The sequence below is a fragment of the Clostridium formicaceticum genome (assembly GCF_001854185.1).
In the GTDB taxonomy this organism is placed as follows: Bacteria; Bacillota; Clostridia; order Peptostreptococcales; family Natronincolaceae; genus Andreesenella; species Andreesenella formicacetica.
Map to the genome: position 1 here is coordinate 4,050,845 of NZ_CP017603.1, position 23,867 is coordinate 4,074,711.

A 23,867-nucleotide genomic window follows, 5' to 3' on the forward strand; every position below is an offset into this window, starting at 1 on the left:
GTAAGATTTTTTTATCAAATCTAAAAATAGAAAAATGGATGATATTAAAGGACAAAATATACGCCTCTAATATCATTCACTTGAAAAGTTACTATTTATTCTTTTATAAACATCTATTAATTGGTTTCAGCTTTTAATCTTTCTACAATAATAGATAAAAGCAGGTGGAAAGTTTAATGGTTGAAATCCTAACCTTAATTGAGGAAAAGTACTTTTTAAAGTGTTCAAATATTGGAATGAATATTGGAACATTATAAATTCCCCATCATCTTTAAGCTTTAAAAAAGTATTATCTAATATTTTATTGCTTACTTCCTTTGGTAAAATGGCAAATGGTAATCCAGAAATAAAATAGTCTACACTATCTATTTGATACCTATCTAGATATTTCATTAAATTTTCAGCAGAATCATGAATAATATATATCTTATCTTTTGGGGAATGTAGCTCTTTAATGCTATTATACATTCCTCTATTTAATTCAAAAGAAATAAACAAGGTATTTTTTTTCTTTCTACGACATATTTCTTTAGTGAATATACCTGTTCCTGCTCCGTATTCAACAATACAATTACAGTCCTTAAAATCAATATTTTTTAACATACTATTGCATAAATATTTTGAACTAGGTATAACAGAACCAACAATGTTGGGTTGCTGGACGAAGCTTTTTAAAAATATTTTACCTTCGTATTTCATAGATCCACCCCTCATTTTACAAGATTATATAATTTCCAACTTGCTTTTTCTAAAAAATTCTCCTAAGAATAAAATTATATAGATTATTCCTGCAATCGTTTCAGATACATAGAATCCCCATTTTATAGATGCTATCAGGGCTAGCGTTGCTCCTAGCACTGATGCAGCTCCGTTGATTCCCCAAACCAAAGGGATTTCATCTACTTTCCCCTTTTCTTGAAGCTTTCTAATCCCCGCTGGGAATGGCATTCCCATAAAAAAACCTAATGGACTTATGATCATAGCAATTATTATTAATTTCAAATGCATACCTACATCCATAAATATTGATATTGCAGTTCTCATCGCCATATTTTGACTAAACAAAAAGAATCCAATCAACAACAAAGGTAAATATTTTGTTCCCGTGTACCTTTGCCAAATCTTATGGGAACTTAGTAAGCTTCCCAACCCTCCACTAACTAAAAGCACAAATAAAATATAACTAAAAGCAATCGTAGGATTTCCTAGGAAAAGTACCATTTTCTGAATCAATGGTATTTCCACTAGCATAAAAGCAATTCCAAGTAACGCAAAATACATTGAACTTCTTTTTATTTCCTCCTCCTTTATTGTTCTAAATATTTTTATTAGCATGAAACCACTAAATAATAACAATACTGTTAATGTACTTGAAATACCTTTAAAAAAGTTATAGAAAAAAGGATTTTCATCGGTTACAGGCTTAAGGTTTAAAGTAGCATCATCTACTAAAGCAGCATAATCTATCTTACCTTTTGAAAAATCAAGATATTTACTCAATACAGTAGAAGAATTTATATGAATAGCACCTCGTTCCTGCTGATTCACAATTGATTGGATTTTATCATACTCAATTTCAGTAAAGGGACTTTTCTTGATCATTAATAAAGGCATATGAAGCATAGCATCTGACGAAGAATGCGTATCTTCTAAGGAAGTTCCATTAATGATTACGAAGTAATCCAGAATATTGTTTTTTTCCACACCTCTATTAAGCAATACTTGAATAGCTGTATTTAAACCTCTAAAAACATCTGCTCTAGAGTGCATTACAAAGCTTAGTTTGCCGTCTTCTGTTAATAAATCCATATATTTTTCAAATGCCTCCACAGTAAAGACATACCCCTCTGAAAGCGCTAAAGTTGAGTGTTCAACAGCATTGGCCATAACCATAGATAAATAAATGTTATCATATTTTTCTTCAGTTCTTTCTACAAAGCTTCTTCCGTCTTCCACAAATAGATTAACATCCTGGGTGTTATATAGATCTCCACTAAAATCCTTATGTTTTTCAACTGCTTTAATGGTTAATGGATTAATTTCAACAGCATCGATATTTATGGCTTCTCCTAGTAAAGCAAAGAGAACATCTCTCCCCCCTCCAGAACCAATGATCAAATTTTTCTCCTTTTTTCCGAAGGAAAAAGGAATAAAGCCTATTTCCTCCTTCAAGTACTCTATTTCTTCAAGATTTCCGTTAAACTTCATCATTGGAGCGCTAGCGCCACCATCCGTAATAATAATTCTTTCTCTAGCATCTAAAGTTTCTATGACATCTGTCCTTGCCATAGCATTCCAGCCTATAAAATCAATAGACCTTACTCCTTTTGTGTTTTGCAGATAACTTATTACTGTATTTGGACTGGTGTAATATGCTAAAAAACTAGCTTCTAAACTTTCAATCCATATCCCCTGAAACAATATAATAACAATAAACAGTAGAAGGAGAAGTGGAGCAATTATTTTTTTCTTTTCCCATAAGGAAACTGTAAGCAGCAAACTTCCTATACACCCGAAAAGTACAATTACAAGAAGACTATACATAAATCCCCAACGGTTTAATAGAAACAATATTCCTAAGCTTCCAAGGGCTGAACCAGTTAAATCCGCAAAATAGATGCGATTGCTTATAGAAGACTTTTCTTTAAAGACAGATGAAATAATCGTTCCTCCTATAATGAAAGGAAGCATTGCAAGGATACCATAAATAATTAAGTTGTTTAAAAATGGAAATATATATATGCCTAAAATTATAATTAAATAGGATAAAGGTAATACAAGCGTATATTTAGCTATAAAAACCCTGATTTTTTCTTTTTTATAGGCAACCATCCCTCCTACGCCTAAACCTAATATAGCTATAGAAGTAATTAAAAAAGCAAAATGATACATTAGTATTGTTGAAAATAATCTTGTGAGCAATACTTCAAAAAAAATCAAGCTCATCGTAAGCATAGAAATTCCTATTAATAGTAAAATATTTTTTTCGTAATTGTTTTTCACTTCTATCCCTCCAAAACCTCTTAATGTGTTTTATACTACAGCTAGATGTACGTTTTCCTACTTTTAAAAACAAATTTTTTAATATTTCTAAAGCAATTATTCTGATTTAATACTGTATGTTGCAATATTCGTGCCAACTATATAGAATTAAAAAATGTCACTTTCTTAATCTTTAAAAGTGACATTTTTGCGTAAACCATCTTCCTCTATTCTATTATCTAAAACGAGACATCATGTTTCCCATCATATTGAATTTAGAACCATTGCTCCCCATCATGGAATTGTGCATTTCAATCATTCCATCTCTTCCTATAGATTCCATCATCCTTGACATATTACTATAACCATTTTCATTCATTAAATCCATCATTCTATTATAATCCTCTTCTGATAGATTGTTCATAAATTCATCCATTGCTTTAAAGTTACCTTCTTCCATCCATTGAGCCATGTCTCCAAATCCATTTTCCTTCATAAGCTCAACCATTTCTTCACTATTTCCACAATGATTGTTAGGAGCTGCTGACTCTTCAGTTGCTATCTTCTCTGAATTACTATCAAATCTTTCTCCATTTGATCCTTGCGCAAATACATATCCTCCTATGGATATTGTTACTACAAGTGCTGCAGTTATCATTACTAATGTTTTCTTTTTCATAATCTTACTCCTCCTTTAATTTTTGATTTTTATTAATGATTACTTAATTGATAGTTATATTATAAAAGAAGATTTTGAAGGAATTATGAAGATCGTAATTATTATCGAAATTAATTTATCCTGAAGCTTAAATGATGAATAAAATTTTCATTGTTTCTTGAACTAAAAAAAACATACAAATCATGACATAAAAAATATAATTGTACAAAAGATAATTAAGAGGTGAAAGCTATGAAAATATCCTTCAAACAAAATATAGGAAATACTGATAGATTGATACGTATCATTATAGGAACAATACTTGTACTACTGGTGTTCTATAATATAGTTACTTCAAATATACTGAGAAATCTTTTGGTCATAACAAGTACCCTTCTTCTTATTGAAGGCGTTATTGGATATTGAATTTTCATGGATTTATTAGGTTGGTCAACCTATACAAAAAAATATAAAGAGTAAAAACAAATTTTATTACAATGTTCCTACATTAATGAATACATTATTCAATAAATTCTATTGTCAATTTCTTAAACCAAAACAACTTTGAAAGACCAATTTTTATTTTTTTAACTTTCTTGATCCCCTTATCATAATAAATTGTTATTTTTCCTACTTCAGTTATTTTAAAACTAGTCAAATTTTTTGGGCTTCCCAATTCAATTTTAGGAATCAGGGCAGAACCACCACAGCAGCCTCCCATATTTGATAACATAATCATAACTGGTTCATTCTTTTGTAATATATACCCTTCAGACTCTGGTGCAACTTGAAATTTCATAATATACCTCCTCAAATACATTAAATTCCTTGAATATAATAATAAAGAAATATTGAGATGATTGTCATTATGGCAATCACTACTGCACTTTTCCAGCTTTCTTTTTCTTCACTTCTTAAATTGATTCTGGTATTTTCTCTCCTACTATCCTTTTTCTTAAACCACAAGCTTAATAACACTGCCCCAATCATCATGATGATACTGTATAAATGAGCTATTGTTATTGGCCCAAAAACGATTGGATTTGTTCTAAAGATTTCTACAACAAATCGATTCATTGAAAACCCAATTAAATAGAAAACAAATAATTGGCCGTCATATTTTGTATTTTTTCGTTTATACCATAGGATTCCAAAAATAAAATAATTTAAAACAGCTTCATAGATTTGTGCAGGATGAAGTATTTGTCCTGCAACATTTACACCCCAAAACCATGGTTTTGACATTGCATACCCATATACGTCACAGCCGATTCGCCCAATTGCTTGCCCTAATATAATCCCAGGAGCAATTGCATCTGCTGCCTGTCCGATGGAAATATGATTTTTCTTTGCGTACCAGATGCCAAACAGTACTCCTGCAATTAGTCCCCCTTGTATCGATAATCCCCCCTGTTGGATCATAAAAATTTCAATAGGGTTAGATAAATAATAGGATAAATTAAAGGCTAGTACATAATTTAATCGAGCACCTATGATTCCAGCAACTAATGAATAACAAGCTAAGCTAGACAACAAATCAACATTCATTTTCTTTCTTTTGGCCTCCATCGTTAATACAACGAATCCCGCTAATACTCCAATAGCGATCATAACGCCAAATAGATTAATATGAAATGGTCCAATACTAAATAATGTTTTCAATTTTTATTCTCCTTTCAATTCAGTTATGCAAGTTTTCATAAGCAACTTCTATCAAATGCTACAGGCTACTGTAGTATATACTACACTCACTAAAATTTTGCTTATTAGCATTTTCAGTAGATTTTAATTGTTTTTTAAAACCATTTTCTTCATATAAAAACCTCCAGTCTACAAATAGATACTATTATAGTATATTGCAATTTTTATGCCAATCTGTGTTTGTTTTACACTAATATATTTTTATTCACTTTTCATGTCCCTTTACGCTATGTAGTATATACCCCTATTGGGTATATGTCAAGCTATAAAAATAATTTTATCATCTTCATAATTTCTTCATAATCTTCCTCTATAATATAGAATCAAAGAAATCTTTAATGAAAATTAAATGGTATTATTATCTATTTTGAAAAAGGATGATGTTGTTTATGCTTGATAAGAAAACTAAACTGAAGGGAGCTATATAATGTCTACATCAATATTGTTAATTGCATTTGCAGCAGGTTTAGTATCTTTTCTTTCACCTTGTATAATCCCGATGATCACAGTATATTTTAGTCTTATTACCGGTATGTCCATGGAGGAACTTACAAAAATAAAGAAAAAAACAAGTACACATATTCATATTATGATAAATACCCTATTGTTTATTGCAGCCTTTACCATTGTGTTTACTATTGCTGGTGGTACAGCAGGGCGAGCTGCAAAGTTCCTAAGTAATAACATTCGTATCTTTAATGCAATTGGTGGTACGATGGTTATTATTCTAGCTCTGAAGTTGCTAGGATTTTTTAAAGCCATATCGCTAAAAAGTAATAAATTAGAAAAATTATTTAATACGGATAAAATTAATACACCATTTAGATATCTTACTACTTTTTTCGTAGGGATATTTTTTGCTATTGCTTGCTCCCATTGTATAGGCCCTATTTTATACTCAATGTTAATATTTGCTGGAAGTACAGGCTCAGCATATAATGGCATGCTTGTTATGTTTTCATTTTCGATGGGATTAGCAGTGCCCTATTTATTAGTGGGATTAACACTAAGACGATCAATAGGTATTTTGCAAAGGATATCTAAGTATCAAAAGTATATATCTTATAGTGTCGGTGCTATATTATTATTCTTTGGGATATTAATGATTTTTAATAAATTTACCCTACTAGTAGGATTTTTGTCTAGAATCATTCCAATAAAAATTCCATTTGGAATGTAGAAAAAAAAAATAGTGAAGATAACATTAAGTTGAAATAGGGAGGAAAAACAGTGAGTAAGAAAAAAACTAATATTTTACCAATTTTAGCAGTTATTATTGCAGGTATAGTTATGTTAACTATATTTTTGCCTGCTATTTTTGAAATACCAGGTAGAAATAATAATGATACATCGTTACTATCACAGGAGAAGCAAGCTACTGAAACAAAAGAAAACGCAACAAAAAATGTAGCTAAATATTATACCAGTAGTATAGGAGGTAATATCGAAATAGGAGTAATTTTTAAAAATCCCCTTATGGACAACAATGATGACTTGGTATTTGATGTTGTTTTAAACACGCATTCAGTAGATTTAACAAAGTATAAGGAATTAAGTAATTTTTTAGAACTAAAAACAGAAGATAATATGATAATCAGAGATGGCTTTATCTGGGAAGCAGACAATGAGGATAGTCATCACATGAGTGGCGTCTTAAAAATAAAGAATAGCTATGATGGTAAACCAATATATACGGAGAATACAAATTATCTGAATTTAATTTTTAAAAATATAGGGGATATTACGGAAAGAGAACATATATATAAAGATGACACAGTGAACTCCCCCAGCTAAAGCTGAACATCGGGGAATCAGATGAAGACTCTACTCCACCTGATTCAAAGCCCACTTATAGAATGAGAAATATAAAAAATATAGCGTTTAAGAACTAATCCGTTTCTTAGACGCTATATCTCTTTTTGGGGGGATGTTATGAACAGCTTACTTGTCATATATGGAATTATCCTGTACTTCGTCATACCTGATATTCGACTAATACGATTTATTTTCTTTGCCGGATGTTTGAACTTGTTTTAACCGTTCCAGTAAATAAACAACTGTCCAAATTAGAAAGATTATAGGTATAGCCATTACCACAATAAGCATAAAACTCTCCACAACCCCCCATATATCAATCCGATAATCAAACATTTGTTTACCTCCATGGATAATTTGTTGTATCTTCTTCAGTTTAGTTTACCACAGAGTTTTCACAAAGCTGACTATTTAGTTTAAACTTTTTGTAACATTATTCTTTTTGTAGGAGAGAACAATAGTAAATGTTGTGCCTTCGCTAAGTTTACTCTGTACTTCGATACATCCACCGTGGGTCTCTATAATTTTCTTAGTAATAGCTAAACCTAAACCAGTTCCTCCTGCAACTCGTATCCGCGATTTATCAACTTTATAAAATCTTTCCCAAATCATTGGCAAATCATCAGAAGGAATCCCTTCGCCTGTATCTCTTACTTCAATTTGGACACTGTTTACTTTTGCAGAAATAGTTACATACACTTGACCTCCTTGAAGAGTATGACGCAGGGCATTGTCAATTAGATTTATAAATACCTGCTTTATTCTGTCCTTATTACAAAACACTGGTTGAATTCGTTTATCAATTGTAAACAATAAATCAATGCCTTTTTTTTCAGAAAAAGTATAAAATTCACTTCGTACGGATTCCACAATTTCTTTTAAGTCTACATATTCTTTCTGGAAGTCATCACAGCCCTCTTCCATTTTCTTGAGGTCTAATACTTCTATTACTAAGCGTTTTAACCGTTCCACCTCTTCGGAGATATTATTCAAATATTGCTCTTTTTCATCTTCGTCTACTGCAAGATTATCCTGCAATGCTTCTGTAAATGCCTGTATAATACTTAGGGGCGTCTTCATTTCGTGGGATAGATTGGATACAAATTCCCGTCGTGTACTATCTAGTCTTTCCAGTTGAGCCACCTTTTCTTGAAGTTGAGTGGAAAGATTATTCAAGGAAGTGGCCAATAAACCGACCTCATCGTTGGAACTACTATCAACTCTACGGGAAAAATCACCACTTGCCATAGACAAGGCGATTTTACTCATATTAAGCAAAGGTTTGGATACCTTTTTGGAAAATATTAAACTTAAGATAGTGGCAATAATTATACCGCCAACACCTGTATAGATTGTAATTATTTTAAAAATAGCCCATTCCTCAGCTAACGGCTTTAGGGGAGCATGAATAATCACTGCTCTTATAGTGCTATTAGGATCCTCTAACGGAATAGCTGCTGAGAGAACATCCATTTTCAGATATTCGTTACTGCCTTGATGGATAACGGTTTCTCCATTTAATAGTTTTTCTACATCACTTTTCGTTAACGGCCCATGTATAGAATCATCAGTATCAATGAGCAAATCACGGATATTTTGACCCAAACCATGAGATGATTGTATAATGTTGTTTTTGTCCACAATCATCACATTAACATCCATCATTTTAGAAATAGCATCTATTTTCATTTCCATAACTTCTCTGTCTTCTTCTGTATAAATTAGCTCCAAGATCTTTTTACCAAGGGAAGATAACTGTTTAGCTTGTTGCTGATAATAAATATTCTCCATAAAATTCGTTTGGATTGAACTGGATATCCCAATCACCAGTAGGATTAAAAGGGTTAGAATTATCCAGAGTTTTGTCACAATACTATTAAACTTCATATTGACACCCCTCGCATATTTGAGCCTCTTAAAGCTGTGATGTAATACCAAGCATCTGTAATTACATAATAAACAAAGTTCTCATTTTGGAATCATTTATTTATTTCAAATTTGTAGCCAATTCCCCATACTGTACTAATAAACGAAGTTTCATTAGGCACTTTTAGTTTGTCTCTCAATCGGTTAATATGGGTATCTACACATCTTGAATCCCCATAATAATCAATACCCCATACTTTCTCTAGTAATTGTTCTCGACTGAAGACCTGACCAGGAGAACGAGCCAAAAGGGAAAATAGCTCAAATTCCTTCAATGTTAAAGTAATTTGCTGTTCCATAATAAAAACCTCGCGGGTTAACAAATTTATTTTCAACTCTGGATATTTTAGTATGTTTTCCTCGGTAGATGTTTTTGTTCCCATTCTACGATATACGGCTTTTATTCTGGCTATTAATTCTCTAGGACTAAAGGGTTTGCCCATGTAATCATCCGCCCCCAACTCTAAACCAAGAATCCGATCAACCTCTTCGTTTTTCGCCGTCAACATAATAATGGGCACCATGGAGGTTTTTCTGATTTCCTGGCACACTTGAACACCATCCATTTTAGGCATCATAATATCCAGTATAATAATATCCCAGGGTTCTGCATTAAATTTAGCAAAGGCTTCCGCCCCATCCTTTGCTTCTCCTACTTCATATCCTTCCTTTTTTAAATATAAACCAATGGCCTGACGAATTTTACTTTCATCGTCGGCTACTAAGACCCTTAAATTATTCATTTTCTGCACTCCTTTTTATATAATAAAGCAATTCTAATTAACATCTAACTATGTTATATAGCTATATTATAATACCCATATGGGGTATAGTAAAGCATCAAAGTATAAAATATTTATGCATATTTATGTCCAACTTCCCAAGTTTTCACAGTGGGAATCAAAAACAAGAAAAAGCCGGAAACTCACCGGCTTTTTTGCTGCAAATTTACATATTGTTCATTTTGCCACCCATTTTATTACCTTTACTCATTGGAGAAGCCATTCCATTACCTGACATTCTACCTTGATTCATAGGCATCATCATCATAGATTCTTCCATTTGCATCTTCATTTCCTTCATATGCTCTTCCATTTGCATTTCCATCATAGACTTTTTCATTCCCATCTTCATCATAGGCTTTTCCATTCTCATTCCCATCTTCATCGTAGGCTTTTCCATTTCCATCTCCATCATAGGATCTTCCATTTCCATCTCCATCATAGGATCTTCCATTTCCATCTCCATCATAGGATCTTCCATTTCCATCTCCATCATAGGATCTTCCATTTCCATCTCCATCATAGGATCTTCCATTTCCATCTCCATCATAGGATCTTCCATTTCCATCTCCATCATAGGATCTTCCATTTCCATCCATCTCCATCATAGGATCTTCCATTTCCATCTCCATCATAGGATCTTCCATTTCCATCTCCATCATAGGATCTTCCATTTCCATCTCCATCATAGGATCTTCCACTTTCACCTCTATCATAGGCTCTTCCATTTCCATCTCCGTGTCATCGGGCATCTCTTCAGAGGCAAAAGATGCAATACTGCTACTAGACAGCAAAAGACCTGCGATTAAAAGTGTTGTTACTAATATTCTGCTTCTTTTTGTTTTTTTTCTTAAAATTTCCATGTTATCATCCTTTCTCATAATAAATTTTTCTTTGTTACCAAGGAAATGACTTTGTTACCCTTTACCTTGTCCTAAATTTTATCATCACCTCCCTTAATAATCTCAATTAAAACAAACTGTACCATAACCGCTATTTAGTTAATTAAAGGATTTATAGAGTCTTCTCTATAGTAATCCTTTGATATTGCCAGTAAATCCAGGTACAAGGTGTTCAAGTCCGCCAGCTGCAGATCACTTTCTTGTAATACCTCTCTATCAAACATTTTGATGTAACTACAGCATTCTTTGCAGATAAAAACTTTTTCTCCTTCAATACCCTCTGGTATCAAAAATCCCAGGTTTGAATGATCTAAAGTCTCACAGGTACTACATTTTAGGTAAGGATATACCCACTCTGTATAACAACCAATGCAAACCAGAGTTCGACAATCATTTTCTAAAACTGAAAAAGCTGCTTTCCTACCGCATATAGGGCAAAAACTCTCCTTCCACTCATGGTGGTGGTGCCCTCCAGCCTTATTTGACATAACTCGCAGGTAGGGTCGTACTGCCAGTTCACCAAAATAACTTATACTTTCAGGACTTGAAATACCATTTTTAGAGATAATTTCCTGGTAGTCTCCCTGCAGGGCTGCATGTAAATAAGCACCCATATCAACTTCTTTCGACCACGCCAATAAATCCTTAAGATTATCTGAGTTGTCAGTGAATTTAGATGCAGAATGAAGGATCTCTTTAAAAACTTCACCAAAAACTTTTTCATCAGTATCAATAATTATTTTGTCAAGCAGTACAGACTTCCGTTCAAAATGTTTTTTATTTTTGTCCTGAGAAAGCAATTTTGTTTCAAATTTCTTATTGATAGAAAGTTGTGCCCAAGCCTGACTCTTAGCAATTTCTCTATAAAAGGCCACTAAATTATCAGGTGCCTGAAATTTAACTGTCATATTCAATCATACCACCTCCACTTTGCATAATAGTTTAAAGCTATCTTCTCATTCCTGGTCCCATATTTCCCGGTCCCATCGTTTCCCGTCCCATCATTCCTGGGCCCGGCCCTGTTCCATTCATTACCGGTTTCGGATTTTGAGGAAGATCATATTTATCTGCACCTTCTGGAAGAACATAGATTACGTTGTTAGGTCCAATATTAAGATCCTCACCTCCGTAAACATTAGCTGCAGGATATTTACCCTTAATTTCTGAAACTCGTTTCTTTGCCTTATCCAATATTTCCTTTAGCGGTCCATAAGAAAGGGCGTTTGAGGGACAGGTCTTAACACATAAGGGGGTCAGACCATTTACTACCCGATCATAGCAATAGACACACTGGCGTGGCTTATTTTTCAGCAAGGTATAGTCACGTTTAGGAATGTTATATTCACAAACCTTTATACAGGTACCACAGCCCATACATTTCTTATAATCTCTAATGATTGATCCAACCTGGGTATAGCTAAGGGCAAAATGGGGACATCTTTGTACGCAGATGGCTTCCCCACAATGCATACACTGGTGTTTACGGAAAAACCATACAGGGTCTCCTGACGTCTTAGGCTCATAAAACTTGACAACTGTATAGGTTAATCCCAGTGTATCTTTGTGAGACTGATAACTGCCATTATATTTTTCTACTTGTGCAGGAAGTTGGTTCCAATTCTTGCAGGCAACCTGGCATCCCTTACAGCCTGTACACTTGGTAATATCAATTAGTTTAGCCATTGCTTTTGAAAAATCCTTAGGCTGCTTAACGCTTCCACTCCTCCATGGCACTACCGGTAATACCGGCGCCGTTTCGGTAGTTTGCTGTTCTGAATTACGCATTTTTACACCCTCCTTACGTCACAAAGAAATACTTTATATTCAGGCATCATAGTATTGCCGTCCCCTATATGTGCAGTCAGTCTATTTGCTGAACTTCCTGTGGCTAAGCCCTGATGCCCAAAATGCCAGGGTAATCCAATCTGTTCAACGCTTCGTCCGTTTACGAAGAGAGACTTTAACCGCCCGGTAACCATAGCATATCCTTCAACTTCTCCCCTGGCGGAAACCACTTTCACCTTATCGCCATTCTTTATACCACGAGCATTAGCCAGAGTAGGTGACATTTCCACCACAAGACTTGGTACCAGTTCCACCAGCCAGGGCTGGTTCCTTGTCATAGCACCGCTTTGATAATGTTCAGTAAGGCGGTAAGTTGTTGCCACTACAGGGTATCGGTCAACGCCTCCCTTACTGTTCATATTCGCATCCCATATCTTGACTACAGGATTAAGCTCAATAGAAGAAAGTAAATTTTTGACCGGACTTTCATAAGGCTCATAATGTTCCGGGAAAGGGCCCTCGTTGAGATTGGCAAAAAGTCCTGCCAGGCCCTCCGGTCGCATAATAAATGGATTTGTTCCTCCGATATCTGAAGGGTTTAGTGTGACATTGAAGTCTGGCACATCATTCCCCACCCATTTCCCAGCGATATTGTTCCACCATATAACTTCTCTCTGTCCAGGCCATGGGGTACCATCAGGTTTGGCAGAGCTGCGGTTATAAAGAATTCTCCGATTAGCTGGCCAGGCATAGGCCCAACCAAGGTAAGAACCTAAACCGTTGTCCTTATTATCCCTGCTCTGGGCAAGATTACCTTCCGGTGGGTACATACCAGACATAATCCAGTTTCCGCAGGCGGTACTACCATCCTGAGCCAATTTGGAGAAAAGTTCAACCTGTCTCCCTGTATCCACATAATATCCATTGACTTCCCTGGCAACCTTCCCAGCATCGGGTTCCCCCGAACCAAAATTCCAGTATAAATTTTTTATAGGTTGATCTTTCGCAAGTAATGAATCTTGATACAAGGATTTTAGACGCTTGGTCAACCTATCAACGATCCACAGATCGCTTTTTGCTTGACCCCTTGGTGGTACTGCCTTATACCTCCACTGAATCCACCTTCCACTATTGGTTATGGAACCATCTTTTTCATACGAATTTGCTGCAGGCAGCAGGAATACTTCTGTTTTTATATTGGCAGAGGTAACCCCCGGTGCCTTCCAGAAGGCGGCCGTTTCAGTTTCAAACAAGTCAGCAACCACAAGCCAATCCAGATTTTCCATGGCATGGTGTTCCTTATTGGAGTTAGGACCACCTACCGCAGGGTTCTGCCCAAACACCAGCATTCCTTTAATTACCTTGTCATGCAAAGCCTCAAATAGGCCTATGTGAGAATAGTTCTTATCTGGCCTCCGCTTAGGTAGATAATGATAAGCAAAATCATTATCTGGATTGGCTGCTGATCCCCAAAAGGCTTTAAGAAGGCTGACCATAAACTTTGGCTTATTGACCCAGTACCCACTTGCAGGGGTTTCTTTAGCATTATATGAAGTCAGGTCGGCGTGCTCTGGAACAGCCATTGGACTTGCAAGGTACCCCGGCAATGTGTCAAATAAAAGGGCCATATCTGTTGAACCCTGGACATTGGCCTCTCCCCTCAGAGCATTAATTCCGCCTCCTGCCCTACCTATATTCCCCAGTAAAAGCTGAAGAACTGCATAGACCCTGACGTTTTGGGTTCCTACCGTATGCTGGGTAGTACCCATGGCATAAAGAATTGTCCCAGCCTTATCCTCAGCCCCTGTAGCACCAAATGTCCTAGCCACCTCCTGAAATTTCTCCAAGGGCATTCCAATTACCTTAGAAACTGTATCTGCATCATATCTAGCAAAATGCTTTTTAAGCAACTGAAAAACCGTGCGGGGGTGTTGTAGTGTTTCATCCTTTATCACTGTTCCCGCTTCATCAGTCTGATAAGACCAAATAGACTGATCATAACGGCGATTAGCTTCATCATAACCAGTGAACAAGCCGTCTTTGAAGTCAAAACCTTCGTTTATGAGAAAAGCTGCATTGGTATACTTTACTAGATACTCGTGATGATAAAGATTGTTGTCAAGCACATATTTAATGAATCCGCCAAAAAGGGCGATATCTGTTCCTGGCCGCAACGGTGCATAAATGTCGGCTCTTGAGGAAGTCCGGGTAAATCGAGGGTCAATACTGATAATTTTGGCTCCCCGTTCCTCCCGAGCTTTATCCAACCACTTAAAGGACATGGGATGGTTTTCCGCCGCATTACTACCAATAATGATGGCACAGTCTGTATTTTTGAAATCTATCCAGTGATTGGTCATTGCTCCCCTGCCAAATGATGCCGCCAGACCGGCGACTGATGGAGAGTGTCAGATACGGGCCTGATGTTCTATATATACCAGACCCAGAACACGCATAAGTTTGACCTGAGCATAGCATTCCTCATTGTCCAGGGCAGCACCTCCCAGAGATGCAATAGCCTCTGTTCGGTTTACTGTAATGCCATTTTCCTTTTCGACAAAATTCTTATCCCTTGTTTCTTTAATCCTTTTGGCAATTCGGTCAAGCATCCATTCCCAATCCTTTTCTTCCCAGTTAGTACTTCCAGGAGCACGATACAGAGGCTTCACTACCCTACGAGGGTTTTCACTTAAATCTTTCAATCCCGCTCCTTTGCTGCATAAAGAACCTCGATTTATTGGATGATCACGGTCACCTTCAACGTTGATAACACGACTACCTGATTTATGAATGATTAAACCACAACCTACAGCACAATAGGGGCAAATGCTGGGAACAACATCTACATTTTTAATACGTAGCTCCACCACATCTGTGTATGCGTAAATCGGTTCCAGATTAAAACCCAGAAATGTCAGTGACGCTAATGTCATACCAGATATTTTCAAAAAATCCCGGCGGGAATACTTCATAATATCAACTCCTTCACTTTTATATTTGTTGTATTTCATTCAGATGATGTTTTATAGATATGTGACTCTATCATTGAATTTTAATATCCACGGTCTACGGTTTCGCCCTTGTCTAAAAACCGTAGCCAAGGTCTGCAAATCTAGCCCTTAGTATATTAAAATTCATAATCACATATCTATATAGATATGCACTCCTAAAACTGAATAAAAAAACTAAGTTAAGGTATTTGCAGGAAATGATTACTGATAGAATCATTTCACCTCCAATCAATACCTATATTGTAAATTAATAAATTAACAAAATATTGGCGTAGGATTAACGTTTTTGTGATATTTCACAGAATAATTTTAAATGAGCTTTTTTCATTAGTTGAAAGGGGTCAGATAGTCCGACCCCTTTCGCTTATAATATGCGGCTTAATTTTAACAGCATAACTGCTGCTTCAGCTCTGCTGGCCTTTTTATTCGGATAAAAGAAGACTTGTCCTTCTAAAGGAACACCTTTTGTTATGTTAGCACGCAAAATTTTAACAACACTCTCCTTAGCCCAATCTGCCACAAGTTCTTTGTCTGCAAATATGTCCATGTCTAAGGTCATATCTCCAATTTTTTCGAAATCTATTCCAGCATAGATCATGGCCTTGGCAGTCATAACTGCTATTTGTTCTCGGGTACTAAACTCGTTGGGTCTGAACTCTTCTGGAGTATAGCCTCTGATAATTCCTGCCTGATAGGCTTTGGCAATGTTCTCAAAGTACCACTGGTCTGGTAAAACATCTTTAAAAGTCAGATCTGCCTTTTCCTCAAGTTTCAATATTTTTACCAGTATAGTGGCAAATTCTGCCCTAGTGATATTTGCTTCTGGTCTAAAGGAGTTATCCTCATATCCCCGGATAAATCCCTTCCTGGCCATTTCTAGAATATCATTGTAGGCCCAATGACCCTTAATATCAGTAAATTCTGGAACAAATTTTTCATCCGAAACATTATCTATCTCTTCAGTCGAGTCATCATTGTCTGTCTCTCCGGTTGAATCATCTTTATCCGTTTCTTCAGTTGCATCATCTTTATCTGTCTCTCCAGTTGCATTATCCGTTGATTCAGGCATACTCAACACAGCATATTTACTAAAGTGGTTGGTAGTAAAAGTCAAAGTTTTTCCTTCAATATCATGACTGGCCTGTAGAGGCTGTACATTGGATTCTTTTTCATTAAGATAAAAGGCATCTAAAGTCACATGTGACTCATCCTGCCAGTATTCTTCTGGTGTAGAAAATGTTACAGCAATAGCTTCACTAAATTCGCCAACTTCTTCCTCTACTCCGTTATTAAAGACAATGATCTTAAACTCATAAATTTTATCTGCCAATTTAAAGGAGGTATTGTTCACTAGATCTTCAATATCTTCTTCATTCACTACCTGAGCCTTGAAACTCACCGTTGCGTTTTGAGGTATATCCAGAATACCGGGATTAAAAGTAAACCTAACCTCGTTTAAATAAAGTACTACAGGTTTATTTTCTTCTATTAATCTTACTAACTGTCCTTTGGTGAAGATTACTTCATCAATGCCAGCATCAGCCTCAAGGATAATTTTATCATTGGCCTGATTAATGGCTTGCTGTAAATAATCATCGGAAAAAGTGCCCTCTGGCTCAGGAATATCGCTCTCATCAGAAGACTCATCATCTGAGGAATGGCTGGCAATATCTAATGGAAACTGTTTAACCGCAGTATACCCATATAGGTTTTTGACCCTAATATCAAAACTAAAGTTTCCATCCTGTAAAGGTATCCCAGTTATTTTCCCGAATAAGGCCTCTAATTGCAAACCCGGTGGCAAAGAACCGCTACTTATTTCCCAATTATAAGGACTAACACCATAAGGGGTAACAGCTTCTGCTTCAAGACTTGCAGTATAAGAGACTCCTGTAGTTCCCCCAGGCAGTGATTCAGTAGTGATTCTTAGTGCTGGAATCATCTCAATAGGTTCCAAAGTACAATCTTCTTTCCCTACCACAATTTCCTCGGAGAGATACTCCCCATAGTCTGGATAAAACACTTTTAAATAATAGCTTCCTGGAACAGCTTTAATGGAGTAATTCAATTCCTGACCTTCTGCCATCAAGTTTATAGGTCCAGAAACCATCTCCATATCTATATCAGGCTGTATAAGTGTAATTATCGCATTTATACCTGGTTTCAGTCCTGTTATCACACCGCTAATTTGTTTGATATACAAATCTTCTGTTATATCACTGTCTTCCACCTTGATGGGAATCATTCCTACCGTGACATTATCTATTTCGATACAAATAATGTAATCATCGGGGAGGACATTTTTAAAACTGTATGTTACTTCACCTTCTTCTAGCATTATATCCTGACAGATACCATCTCCTTGCTTTAACTTTAATTCTACTTGTTCACCTTCTGTTATCCCCAAAATTTTCCCACTTACGGTGAAACCTGTTCCCTCATCATTTGTATGATTGTGGGGGTCCTCTTGCTCTATCACAGCTGTTACATCATCATTTGAGTGACCATCATGGTTTTCACCTTGTTCAATCACAGTTATTACATCGTTACTTGAATGATCATCATGGTTTTCATCTTGCTCTACCCTAGCTGTTATGTCATTACTTGAATGGTCATGGCTTTCGTTGGCCCAAGCTGTATCAGCACCACCAAAAAAAACAATATTTAGCAACATTAAAAGCACTAAAGTCACTGAACTGAGCTTTACAATAGAGCTAAATTCGGCTTTTTTCATCGTATTTGCCCCACTTTCCTTGCTTCACTTAATTTAATATTCTATGAACAGTGTAAAACTTTTTTCAATCAATTTCACATATGCTTTCAACACTCCTCTCATAAAATTGATTAACTATAGACCTAGCTAATAATAGCAGAAAACTTTAACAAATTTTTCTCAAAAACTTAACGTTTTTGTTAAAGATTGCTCAAAATATAAAAAGCCTGTAAGTTCATCACACGGCTTTTTCTTATCTCATGTATTTTCTATAAAATTCTTGCTTTAGTCAATAGTATTTTTTTGTGATCTTGGGATTAAATAATCATCAAATATTCCACGCAACATATTATATTATTAAAAACTACAAAGATTTATGGAGGTGATTACATGACAATCTATCGTGTCCAACCTGGTGATACGTTAGCACAAATAGCCCAAAAATTTGGAGTATCTGTGGCGTCCATTGCTAATATAAATGGACTGGATGTTAATGAGCAATTAATTATAGGTATGGAGCTTGTTATACCTACAGATCAAGTCCAGCAAAAACCAACCATAGAAACGCTGGGTTACTATGATCCCGCCGCTGATCCCAACAGAGCCTCCCTCATTGATGAGCTTGGAAATTATCTCACTTATTTAGGGGTTTTTGAATTCCCTATTACCGAAACTGGAGAAATAATTGGTACACTAGACCCAGAAGTATTGGAAGCAGCTGAAAGAAATGAGGTTGCTGTTCTACCTGTCTTAACTAATTTACAAGAAGGGAATTTTGACCCGAATCTAGCGAGAACTGTACTCTCTAATACAACTTTACTTGACAATCTGATAAATAATATCATTTCTTTACTGGAACAATATGATTTAATTGGTATCATCATAGACTTTGAGAATCTATATCCTGAAGACAGATATCTATTTACAAATTTTATACGCTTACTATCGGAAAACTTGCATAGCATTGATAAAATACTTGTATTGAATTTAGCAGCAAAATGGGCAGATTGGCCTGAAAGAGATTGGGTAGGTTTTTTTGATTATAGTTCACTGGGTCCGTTGATAGATATTGCTGCTATTATGACCTATGAATGGGGGTATCGTGAAGGTCCCCCACAACCAACAGCACCAATACCATTTGTAAGAAGAACATTAGATTATGCTATAGCAAACAATATTCCTGCCAACAAAATCCTCATGGGCATGACTCTTTATGGCTATGATTGGGAACTACCCCATGCCCCCCAAATATTAGCAACTACTGTTACACTTCCCCGAGTATGGGATCTGGCGAGAAGATATAATGCGCCCATTATATTCAATGATGAAGTACAGCAGCCCTTTATGACATACAGGAATAATGAAGACATCATTCACGAAGTATGGTTTGAAAATGCACGAAGTCATTACGCAAAGTATCAGCTTATCATGGAATATGGCTTAAGAGGTGTTTTTTATTGGATTATTCATATGCCTTTTCCATCAACCTGGTACATGGTATCTAATCTGTTTAACATAAGAAAACTATAGCAATAAAATGAGACTTCATTCAGAGGGAGTAAAAACTCCCCCTGAATGAAGTCTCATTTTATTATTTATATTTTATATTAGGAGAGAATTTCATGTTTTATAAAAACTATAAAATTTCCTCGAATATCAAATTCGAATGATTATGCTTTATTATAACTAGGATCTATATCGGCTTTCTTTAGTCTTAATGAATTATAAACAACATTTAGTGAACTTACAGCCATGGCAGCGGCTCCAATCATTGGATGTAACAAACCAAACATTGCTACTGGGATAAACACGGCATTATAGAACCACGCCCAGAAATAATTTTCTTTGATTTTTTTAAATATCGCCCTAGATAATTTTATAGCAGATATGATACCACTTAGCTCTCCTCTAACCAGAGTAACATCGGCAGCTTCGATGGCAATATCTGTTCCTGTTCCAATGGCGATTCCTACATTGGCTTGTTTCAATGCAGGCGCATCATTAATACCGTCTCCTACCATTGCTACCGTACCATATTTCTCTTGTAGTCTTACAACTTCTTCTACCTTACCATCAGGTAAAACTTCTGCGATAACATGACTAATTCCTACTTTTCTACCAATAGCAGCAGCAGTTCTTTTATTATCTCCTGTAATCATGGCTGTCTTAATACCCATACTTTCTAATGCTGCTATCGCTTGTGCAGAATCTTCTTTTATAGGATCTGCTACAGCTACAATACCTAATAGTTGATTTCCTTTAGCAAGCATCATGGCAGTTTTTGCTTCTTCTTCTAATCTAATTAACTCTTCTTCATAGGCTTCATAGGAAACTTTATTTTCTTTCATTAATTTTCTATTTCCTACAAGTATTTTTTCTCCATCTATATTTCCCACTACACCCATCCCGACAATTGCATTAAAATCTATTACTTCTCCTAATTTAATCTTTTCATTTTTTGCCTTTTCTACAATTGCATGAGCTAAAGGATGCTCTGACCCATTTTCTATGGTTCCTGCATAATAAAGAAATTCTTTTTCTTCAACACCATCTACCATAACCAGGTCAGTTACTTCCGGTTTGCCCTTTGTAATGGTACCGGTTTTGTCAAACGCAATAGCTTTCACTTCCTTAAAGGTTTGAATTGCTTCACCATTTCGAATTAAAATTCCCTTCTCTGCTCCCATACCACTACCTACCATTAAAGCTGTCGGTGTTCCCAAACCTAACGCACAAGGACAAGAGATAACTAAAACAGCAGTAGATGTAATAAAGGCTAATGTTAGGGGTGTGAGATCAGGGTTTACCCATGGTAAGAAGGTTGCACCCCATTGTATAATCCTTAAATGAAACTCAGGAAATAGATTAAAGGAAATAAATGTACCGATTGTAATGATAATTATTGCTGGAACAAAATATCCTGTGATACGATCAGCAAACTCCTGTATTGGCACTTTAGAACCTTGACATTCCTCCATCATTTTAACAACTTGAGATAAGAAGGTATCTTTTCCTACTTTTGTTACCTCCACCTTTAATAGTCCTTGTTTATTGATGGTTGCGCCAATGACTTCATCACCCTTTTGACGTTTTACGGGCATGGACTCTCCTGTAGCCATAGATTCATCTAGTAATCCATTACCGTCAACAACAACACCATCAGTAGGTATCTTTTCTCCAGGACGTACCACCATGATATCTCCTACCTGTAAATCCTTAACAGGAATTTCTATTTCTTCTCCATCTACAATAATCTTTGCTGTCTTAGCTCCCATTTGAAGTAGCTTTTTAATAGCTTGAGAAGCTCTACCTTTAGCACGGACTTCTAGATATTTTCCAATTAAGTGAAAAGTCATAATGGTTGTAGCCATTTCAATAAAAGCTTGTATTGGAAAGAAAAGTCCCATCAATCCAATCATATAAGGTGGTAAAGAGCCTAGTGTTACTAAAACATCCATATTGGGACTTTTATTTTTAAGTGCTTTCCAGCTTCCAACATGAACATGCCAACCTGTACCAAATACTATTGGAAATCCTAATGCGGCTATTATAGGTAAATATCCTGGAATAGGTCTAACAAACATGTGAATGATCATAAGACCCATGATGGCACTTGACAAACCAATAGATATTTTCATGGTTTTTCCAGTCTTCCTGATTTTGATCTCATCTTCATCTACACCATCGTCTTCATTTTCTTCTAAATTCAACTCATATCCCAGGCCAGAAACTTTTTTCTGTATATCTATTAACCTAACTTTTTTAGAATCATATTCAATGGTTACCTTTTCTACTGCAAAGTTTACATTTGCTGATGTAATCCCTTCCACTTTATTCAAGGTTTTTTCTACTTTGTTGGCGCAAGCTGTACAAGTCATTCCTTTAATTTTTAAGGTAACTTTTTCTGTATTTTTTTCTTCATCTAATATTCCTTTATAACCTGCATTCTCTACCGCCTTTAAAATAGCTTGTACATCAATTTTATTACTATCATACTCTACCTGTCCTTTCTCAGTGGCTATATTTACATTTGCGTTAATAACACCATCTAAAGAGTTCAATTTTTTTTGAAGGTTATTAGCACAACTGCTACAGGACATACCTTCAACTTTAAAGCTCACTTTTTGAAGATTTTTGTTTTGTGTCATCTCTAAAACTCCCTTCTATTTTGATTTTTTATCTTTTTCATTTTCTTCATGACAACTACTTTGGTCTCCACTACCTCTATTATGATGTCCTCCGTGACCATGTCCACCGCCGCAACAACCGCCTTTCCTAAACATGAAAAATATCCATACAACTACTAAGGCTACAATAATCAAATCATTCATGTATATACCCTCCTTAAATCCATTTATTAATATATTCCGTAACTTCTTTTTAAAAAATAAGGACAAAATCTTTTTCTATGAATTTCTAGTTGTTTTTTAAAAAATTTTAGAGTTTTTTAATTTGTTATACCATACCCCTCTTATGTATATTATACCCTATAGGGGTATGTGTATCAACTGTTTTTTTATCTTTTTTAAACTTTTTCCCATTAAATTTTATACTCTATAATCTATGTTATAATATACCTCTACTAAGACTTTTTCTATGTTGTAAAAAAAAAGAACCCGTAACAATACGGATTCTTTTCATTTCCATGATTCCTTTGCCAGTACTAGCAAAGGAATCATCTATATTATGTTCTTATTTCAAAAGATATACAGCAATTAATCCTAATACCAATATAGTTCCTATTAGTAAAATAAGTCCTGATGATTTATTGGTATCTTCTTGATGATGATCCTCCTGGCGTCTATTATTGTGACCGCCTCCACAGCATCCCATAGTATACTCCTCCTTTGCTTAATTATTATATGCCTTTGATATTATTTGTTTTGGTTTGTTTTTCTTGAATAGATACCCTAGAATTCCAGTTATTTTGATACCTGCAATAAATATAGCTATTATCTTGATAGAGGTATCATAGAAAAAGCCTTCTGGAACCATCTGAATTAATACTTCCTTCTGTGGATCTAAAACCCATAAATCATTATTAAAGAATATTAAATGAAAATAAGTGAAATACTTGTTAAAATCTATATATAGCAGTAGCAGGAAAATCCCCAGTAACGTGAGATTCACTACTGCTGTATAGAACAAGGCCTTAGCTAAGTTGGTTTTCCAATGGCCATCCTTTATAATCATCCCCAAAAGCAATATCACTAAAACTCCTAATCCAGCATTTCTTATAAGCCTTCCTTTTACGAATAAATCCTTAACGTCGATCATATGAAGCTTTTCTCTTTCTCCAAAAACCTCTCTTTCCTCTCCATGTATGACTGCAGTAGTATCTAAGGTATCTTTTTCATTTTTTAAATAAGATAACAAATCTTCTACAACATGCCCTAGATTATTTGTATCCATACCTGTAGCTGTTGTTATATCATATTTCTCAAAGGAATTTTTGTAATGATTCCTGTTGAAGGCCATAAATTCGATACTGGATAGTAATAAAATAATAGAAAATAATATACCAAAAATGCTATAAATATATTTATGCTTCATTAGCCTTTATCTCTCCTTTACAACATATTTTCCCACATC

At 35.3% G+C, this 23,867-nt stretch carries 21 protein-coding genes and 1 pseudogene; 4 read left to right on the forward strand and 18 right to left on the reverse strand.

Going from position 1 to position 23,867, the window contains the following annotated elements; translation table 11 throughout:
* Positions 1-126: 126 nt before the first annotated feature.
* The 3 genes from BJL90_RS18910 to BJL90_RS18920 form a co-directional block, all read right to left on the reverse strand.
* The gene (locus tag BJL90_RS18910) at positions 127-699 is read right to left on the reverse strand and encodes a class I SAM-dependent methyltransferase (RefSeq protein ID WP_070971807.1); all 573 of its coding nucleotides are present in this window, start codon (positions 697-699) and stop codon (positions 127-129) included.
* 24 nt (positions 700-723) lie between these two features.
* Complete coding sequence (locus BJL90_RS18915) at positions 724-3,003, reverse strand: spermine/spermidine synthase domain-containing protein (protein ID WP_070971810.1); 2,280 nt, start codon at positions 3,001-3,003, stop codon at positions 724-726.
* A gap of 214 nt (positions 3,004-3,217) precedes the next feature.
* Complete coding sequence (locus BJL90_RS18920) at positions 3,218-3,661, reverse strand: hypothetical protein (protein ID WP_070971813.1); 444 nt, start codon at positions 3,659-3,661, stop codon at positions 3,218-3,220.
* 231 nt (positions 3,662-3,892) lie between these two features.
* On the opposite strand from BJL90_RS18920, the gene BJL90_RS21640 reads away from it, so the two are divergent.
* Positions 3,893-4,066, forward strand: coding sequence for a YgaP family membrane protein (locus tag BJL90_RS21640; RefSeq protein ID WP_081562105.1), 174 nt, complete (start codon positions 3,893-3,895; stop codon positions 4,064-4,066).
* A 94-nt stretch (positions 4,067-4,160) separates the two neighbouring features.
* Here BJL90_RS21640 and BJL90_RS18925 read toward each other — a convergent pair whose 3' ends face one another.
* Together BJL90_RS18925 and lgt are read right to left on the reverse strand one after the other, a co-directional pair.
* Positions 4,161-4,439, reverse strand: coding sequence for a CC/Se motif family (seleno)protein (locus tag BJL90_RS18925; RefSeq protein WP_070971816.1), 279 nt, complete (start codon positions 4,437-4,439; stop codon positions 4,161-4,163).
* A gap of 20 nt (positions 4,440-4,459) precedes the next feature.
* Positions 4,460-5,302: a prolipoprotein diacylglyceryl transferase gene (gene lgt / locus BJL90_RS18930; protein ID WP_070971819.1), complete on the reverse strand. Its 843-nt coding sequence runs from the start codon at positions 5,300-5,302 to the stop codon at positions 4,460-4,462.
* Positions 5,303-5,783: 481 nt separating this feature from the next.
* Here lgt and BJL90_RS18935 point away from each other — a divergent pair, with 481 nt between their 5' ends.
* Positions 5,784-6,521, forward strand: a complete 738-nt coding sequence (locus BJL90_RS18935) for a cytochrome c biogenesis CcdA family protein (RefSeq protein ID WP_205684249.1) — start codon at positions 5,784-5,786, stop codon at positions 6,519-6,521.
* A 50-nt stretch (positions 6,522-6,571) separates the two neighbouring features.
* Entirely contained in the window at positions 6,572-7,135 is a 564-nt protein-coding gene (locus BJL90_RS18940; protein ID WP_070971824.1) for a hypothetical protein, read from the forward strand.
* Positions 7,136-7,333: 198 nt separating this feature from the next.
* On the opposite strand, the gene BJL90_RS22200 is transcribed toward BJL90_RS18940, so the two are convergent.
* The 9 genes and pseudogenes from BJL90_RS22200 to BJL90_RS18980 all read right to left on the reverse strand — a co-directional run bounded on the left by BJL90_RS22200 (position 7,334) and on the right by BJL90_RS18980 (position 18,296).
* The gene (locus BJL90_RS22200) at positions 7,334-7,492 is read right to left on the reverse strand and encodes a hypothetical protein (RefSeq protein WP_156778857.1); all 159 of its coding nucleotides are present in this window, start codon (positions 7,490-7,492) and stop codon (positions 7,334-7,336) included.
* A 75-nt stretch (positions 7,493-7,567) separates the two neighbouring features.
* The gene (locus tag BJL90_RS18945; RefSeq protein WP_070971827.1) at positions 7,568-9,043 is read right to left on the reverse strand and encodes a sensor histidine kinase; all 1,476 of its coding nucleotides are present in this window, start codon (positions 9,041-9,043) and stop codon (positions 7,568-7,570) included.
* 92 nt (positions 9,044-9,135) lie between these two features.
* Positions 9,136-9,825, reverse strand: a complete 690-nt coding sequence (locus BJL90_RS18950) for a response regulator transcription factor (RefSeq protein ID WP_070971830.1) — start codon at positions 9,823-9,825, stop codon at positions 9,136-9,138.
* A gap of 278 nt (positions 9,826-10,103) precedes the next feature.
* Positions 10,104-10,727 carry a hypothetical protein gene (locus tag BJL90_RS22470; protein ID WP_070971833.1) on the reverse strand — a complete coding sequence of 208 codons (624 nt, stop codon included), beginning with the start codon at positions 10,725-10,727 and terminating at the stop codon, positions 10,104-10,106.
* A gap of 134 nt (positions 10,728-10,861) precedes the next feature.
* A complete protein-coding gene (locus BJL90_RS18960) occupies positions 10,862-11,674 on the reverse strand; it encodes a formate dehydrogenase accessory protein FdhE (RefSeq protein WP_236905096.1) in 813 nt (270 codons plus the stop codon).
* A gap of 40 nt (positions 11,675-11,714) precedes the next feature.
* On the reverse strand, positions 11,715-12,551 hold the full coding sequence (locus BJL90_RS18965) for a 4Fe-4S dicluster domain-containing protein (RefSeq protein ID WP_070971839.1): 837 nt from the start codon (positions 12,549-12,551) through the stop codon (positions 11,715-11,717).
* A gap of 2 nt (positions 12,552-12,553) precedes the next feature.
* Positions 12,554-14,947, reverse strand: a pseudogene (gene fdnG, locus BJL90_RS18970) (formate dehydrogenase-N subunit alpha); the annotation flags it as partial.
* A gap of 12 nt (positions 14,948-14,959) precedes the next feature.
* Complete coding sequence (locus BJL90_RS23325; protein ID WP_472234850.1) at positions 14,960-15,562, reverse strand: hypothetical protein; 603 nt, start codon at positions 15,560-15,562, stop codon at positions 14,960-14,962.
* 364 nt (positions 15,563-15,926) lie between these two features.
* Positions 15,927-18,296, reverse strand: a complete 2,370-nt coding sequence (locus BJL90_RS18980; protein WP_070971848.1) for an S-layer homology domain-containing protein — start codon at positions 18,294-18,296, stop codon at positions 15,927-15,929.
* 369 nt (positions 18,297-18,665) lie between these two features.
* On the opposite strand from BJL90_RS18980, the gene BJL90_RS18985 reads away from it, so the two are divergent.
* Entirely contained in the window at positions 18,666-19,805 is a 1,140-nt protein-coding gene (locus BJL90_RS18985; RefSeq protein WP_070971851.1) for a glycoside hydrolase family 18 protein, read from the forward strand.
* A 140-nt stretch (positions 19,806-19,945) separates the two neighbouring features.
* Here the strand turns inward: BJL90_RS18985 and BJL90_RS18990 are convergent, their stop codons facing one another.
* From BJL90_RS18990 to BJL90_RS18995, 4 genes are all read right to left on the reverse strand, one after another.
* Positions 19,946-22,423 carry a heavy metal translocating P-type ATPase gene (locus BJL90_RS18990; RefSeq protein ID WP_070971854.1) on the reverse strand — a complete coding sequence of 826 codons (2,478 nt, stop codon included), beginning with the start codon at positions 22,421-22,423 and terminating at the stop codon, positions 19,946-19,948.
* A gap of 15 nt (positions 22,424-22,438) precedes the next feature.
* Positions 22,439-22,606 carry a hypothetical protein gene (locus BJL90_RS22475; RefSeq protein WP_169824245.1) on the reverse strand — a complete coding sequence of 56 codons (168 nt, stop codon included), beginning with the start codon at positions 22,604-22,606 and terminating at the stop codon, positions 22,439-22,441.
* 361 nt (positions 22,607-22,967) lie between these two features.
* Entirely contained in the window at positions 22,968-23,108 is a 141-nt protein-coding gene (locus BJL90_RS22205) for a hypothetical protein (RefSeq protein ID WP_156778858.1), read from the reverse strand.
* A gap of 18 nt (positions 23,109-23,126) precedes the next feature.
* The gene (locus tag BJL90_RS18995) at positions 23,127-23,828 is read right to left on the reverse strand and encodes a TIGR01906 family membrane protein (RefSeq protein WP_070971857.1); all 702 of its coding nucleotides are present in this window, start codon (positions 23,826-23,828) and stop codon (positions 23,127-23,129) included.
* Positions 23,829-23,867: the final 39 nt, after the last annotated feature.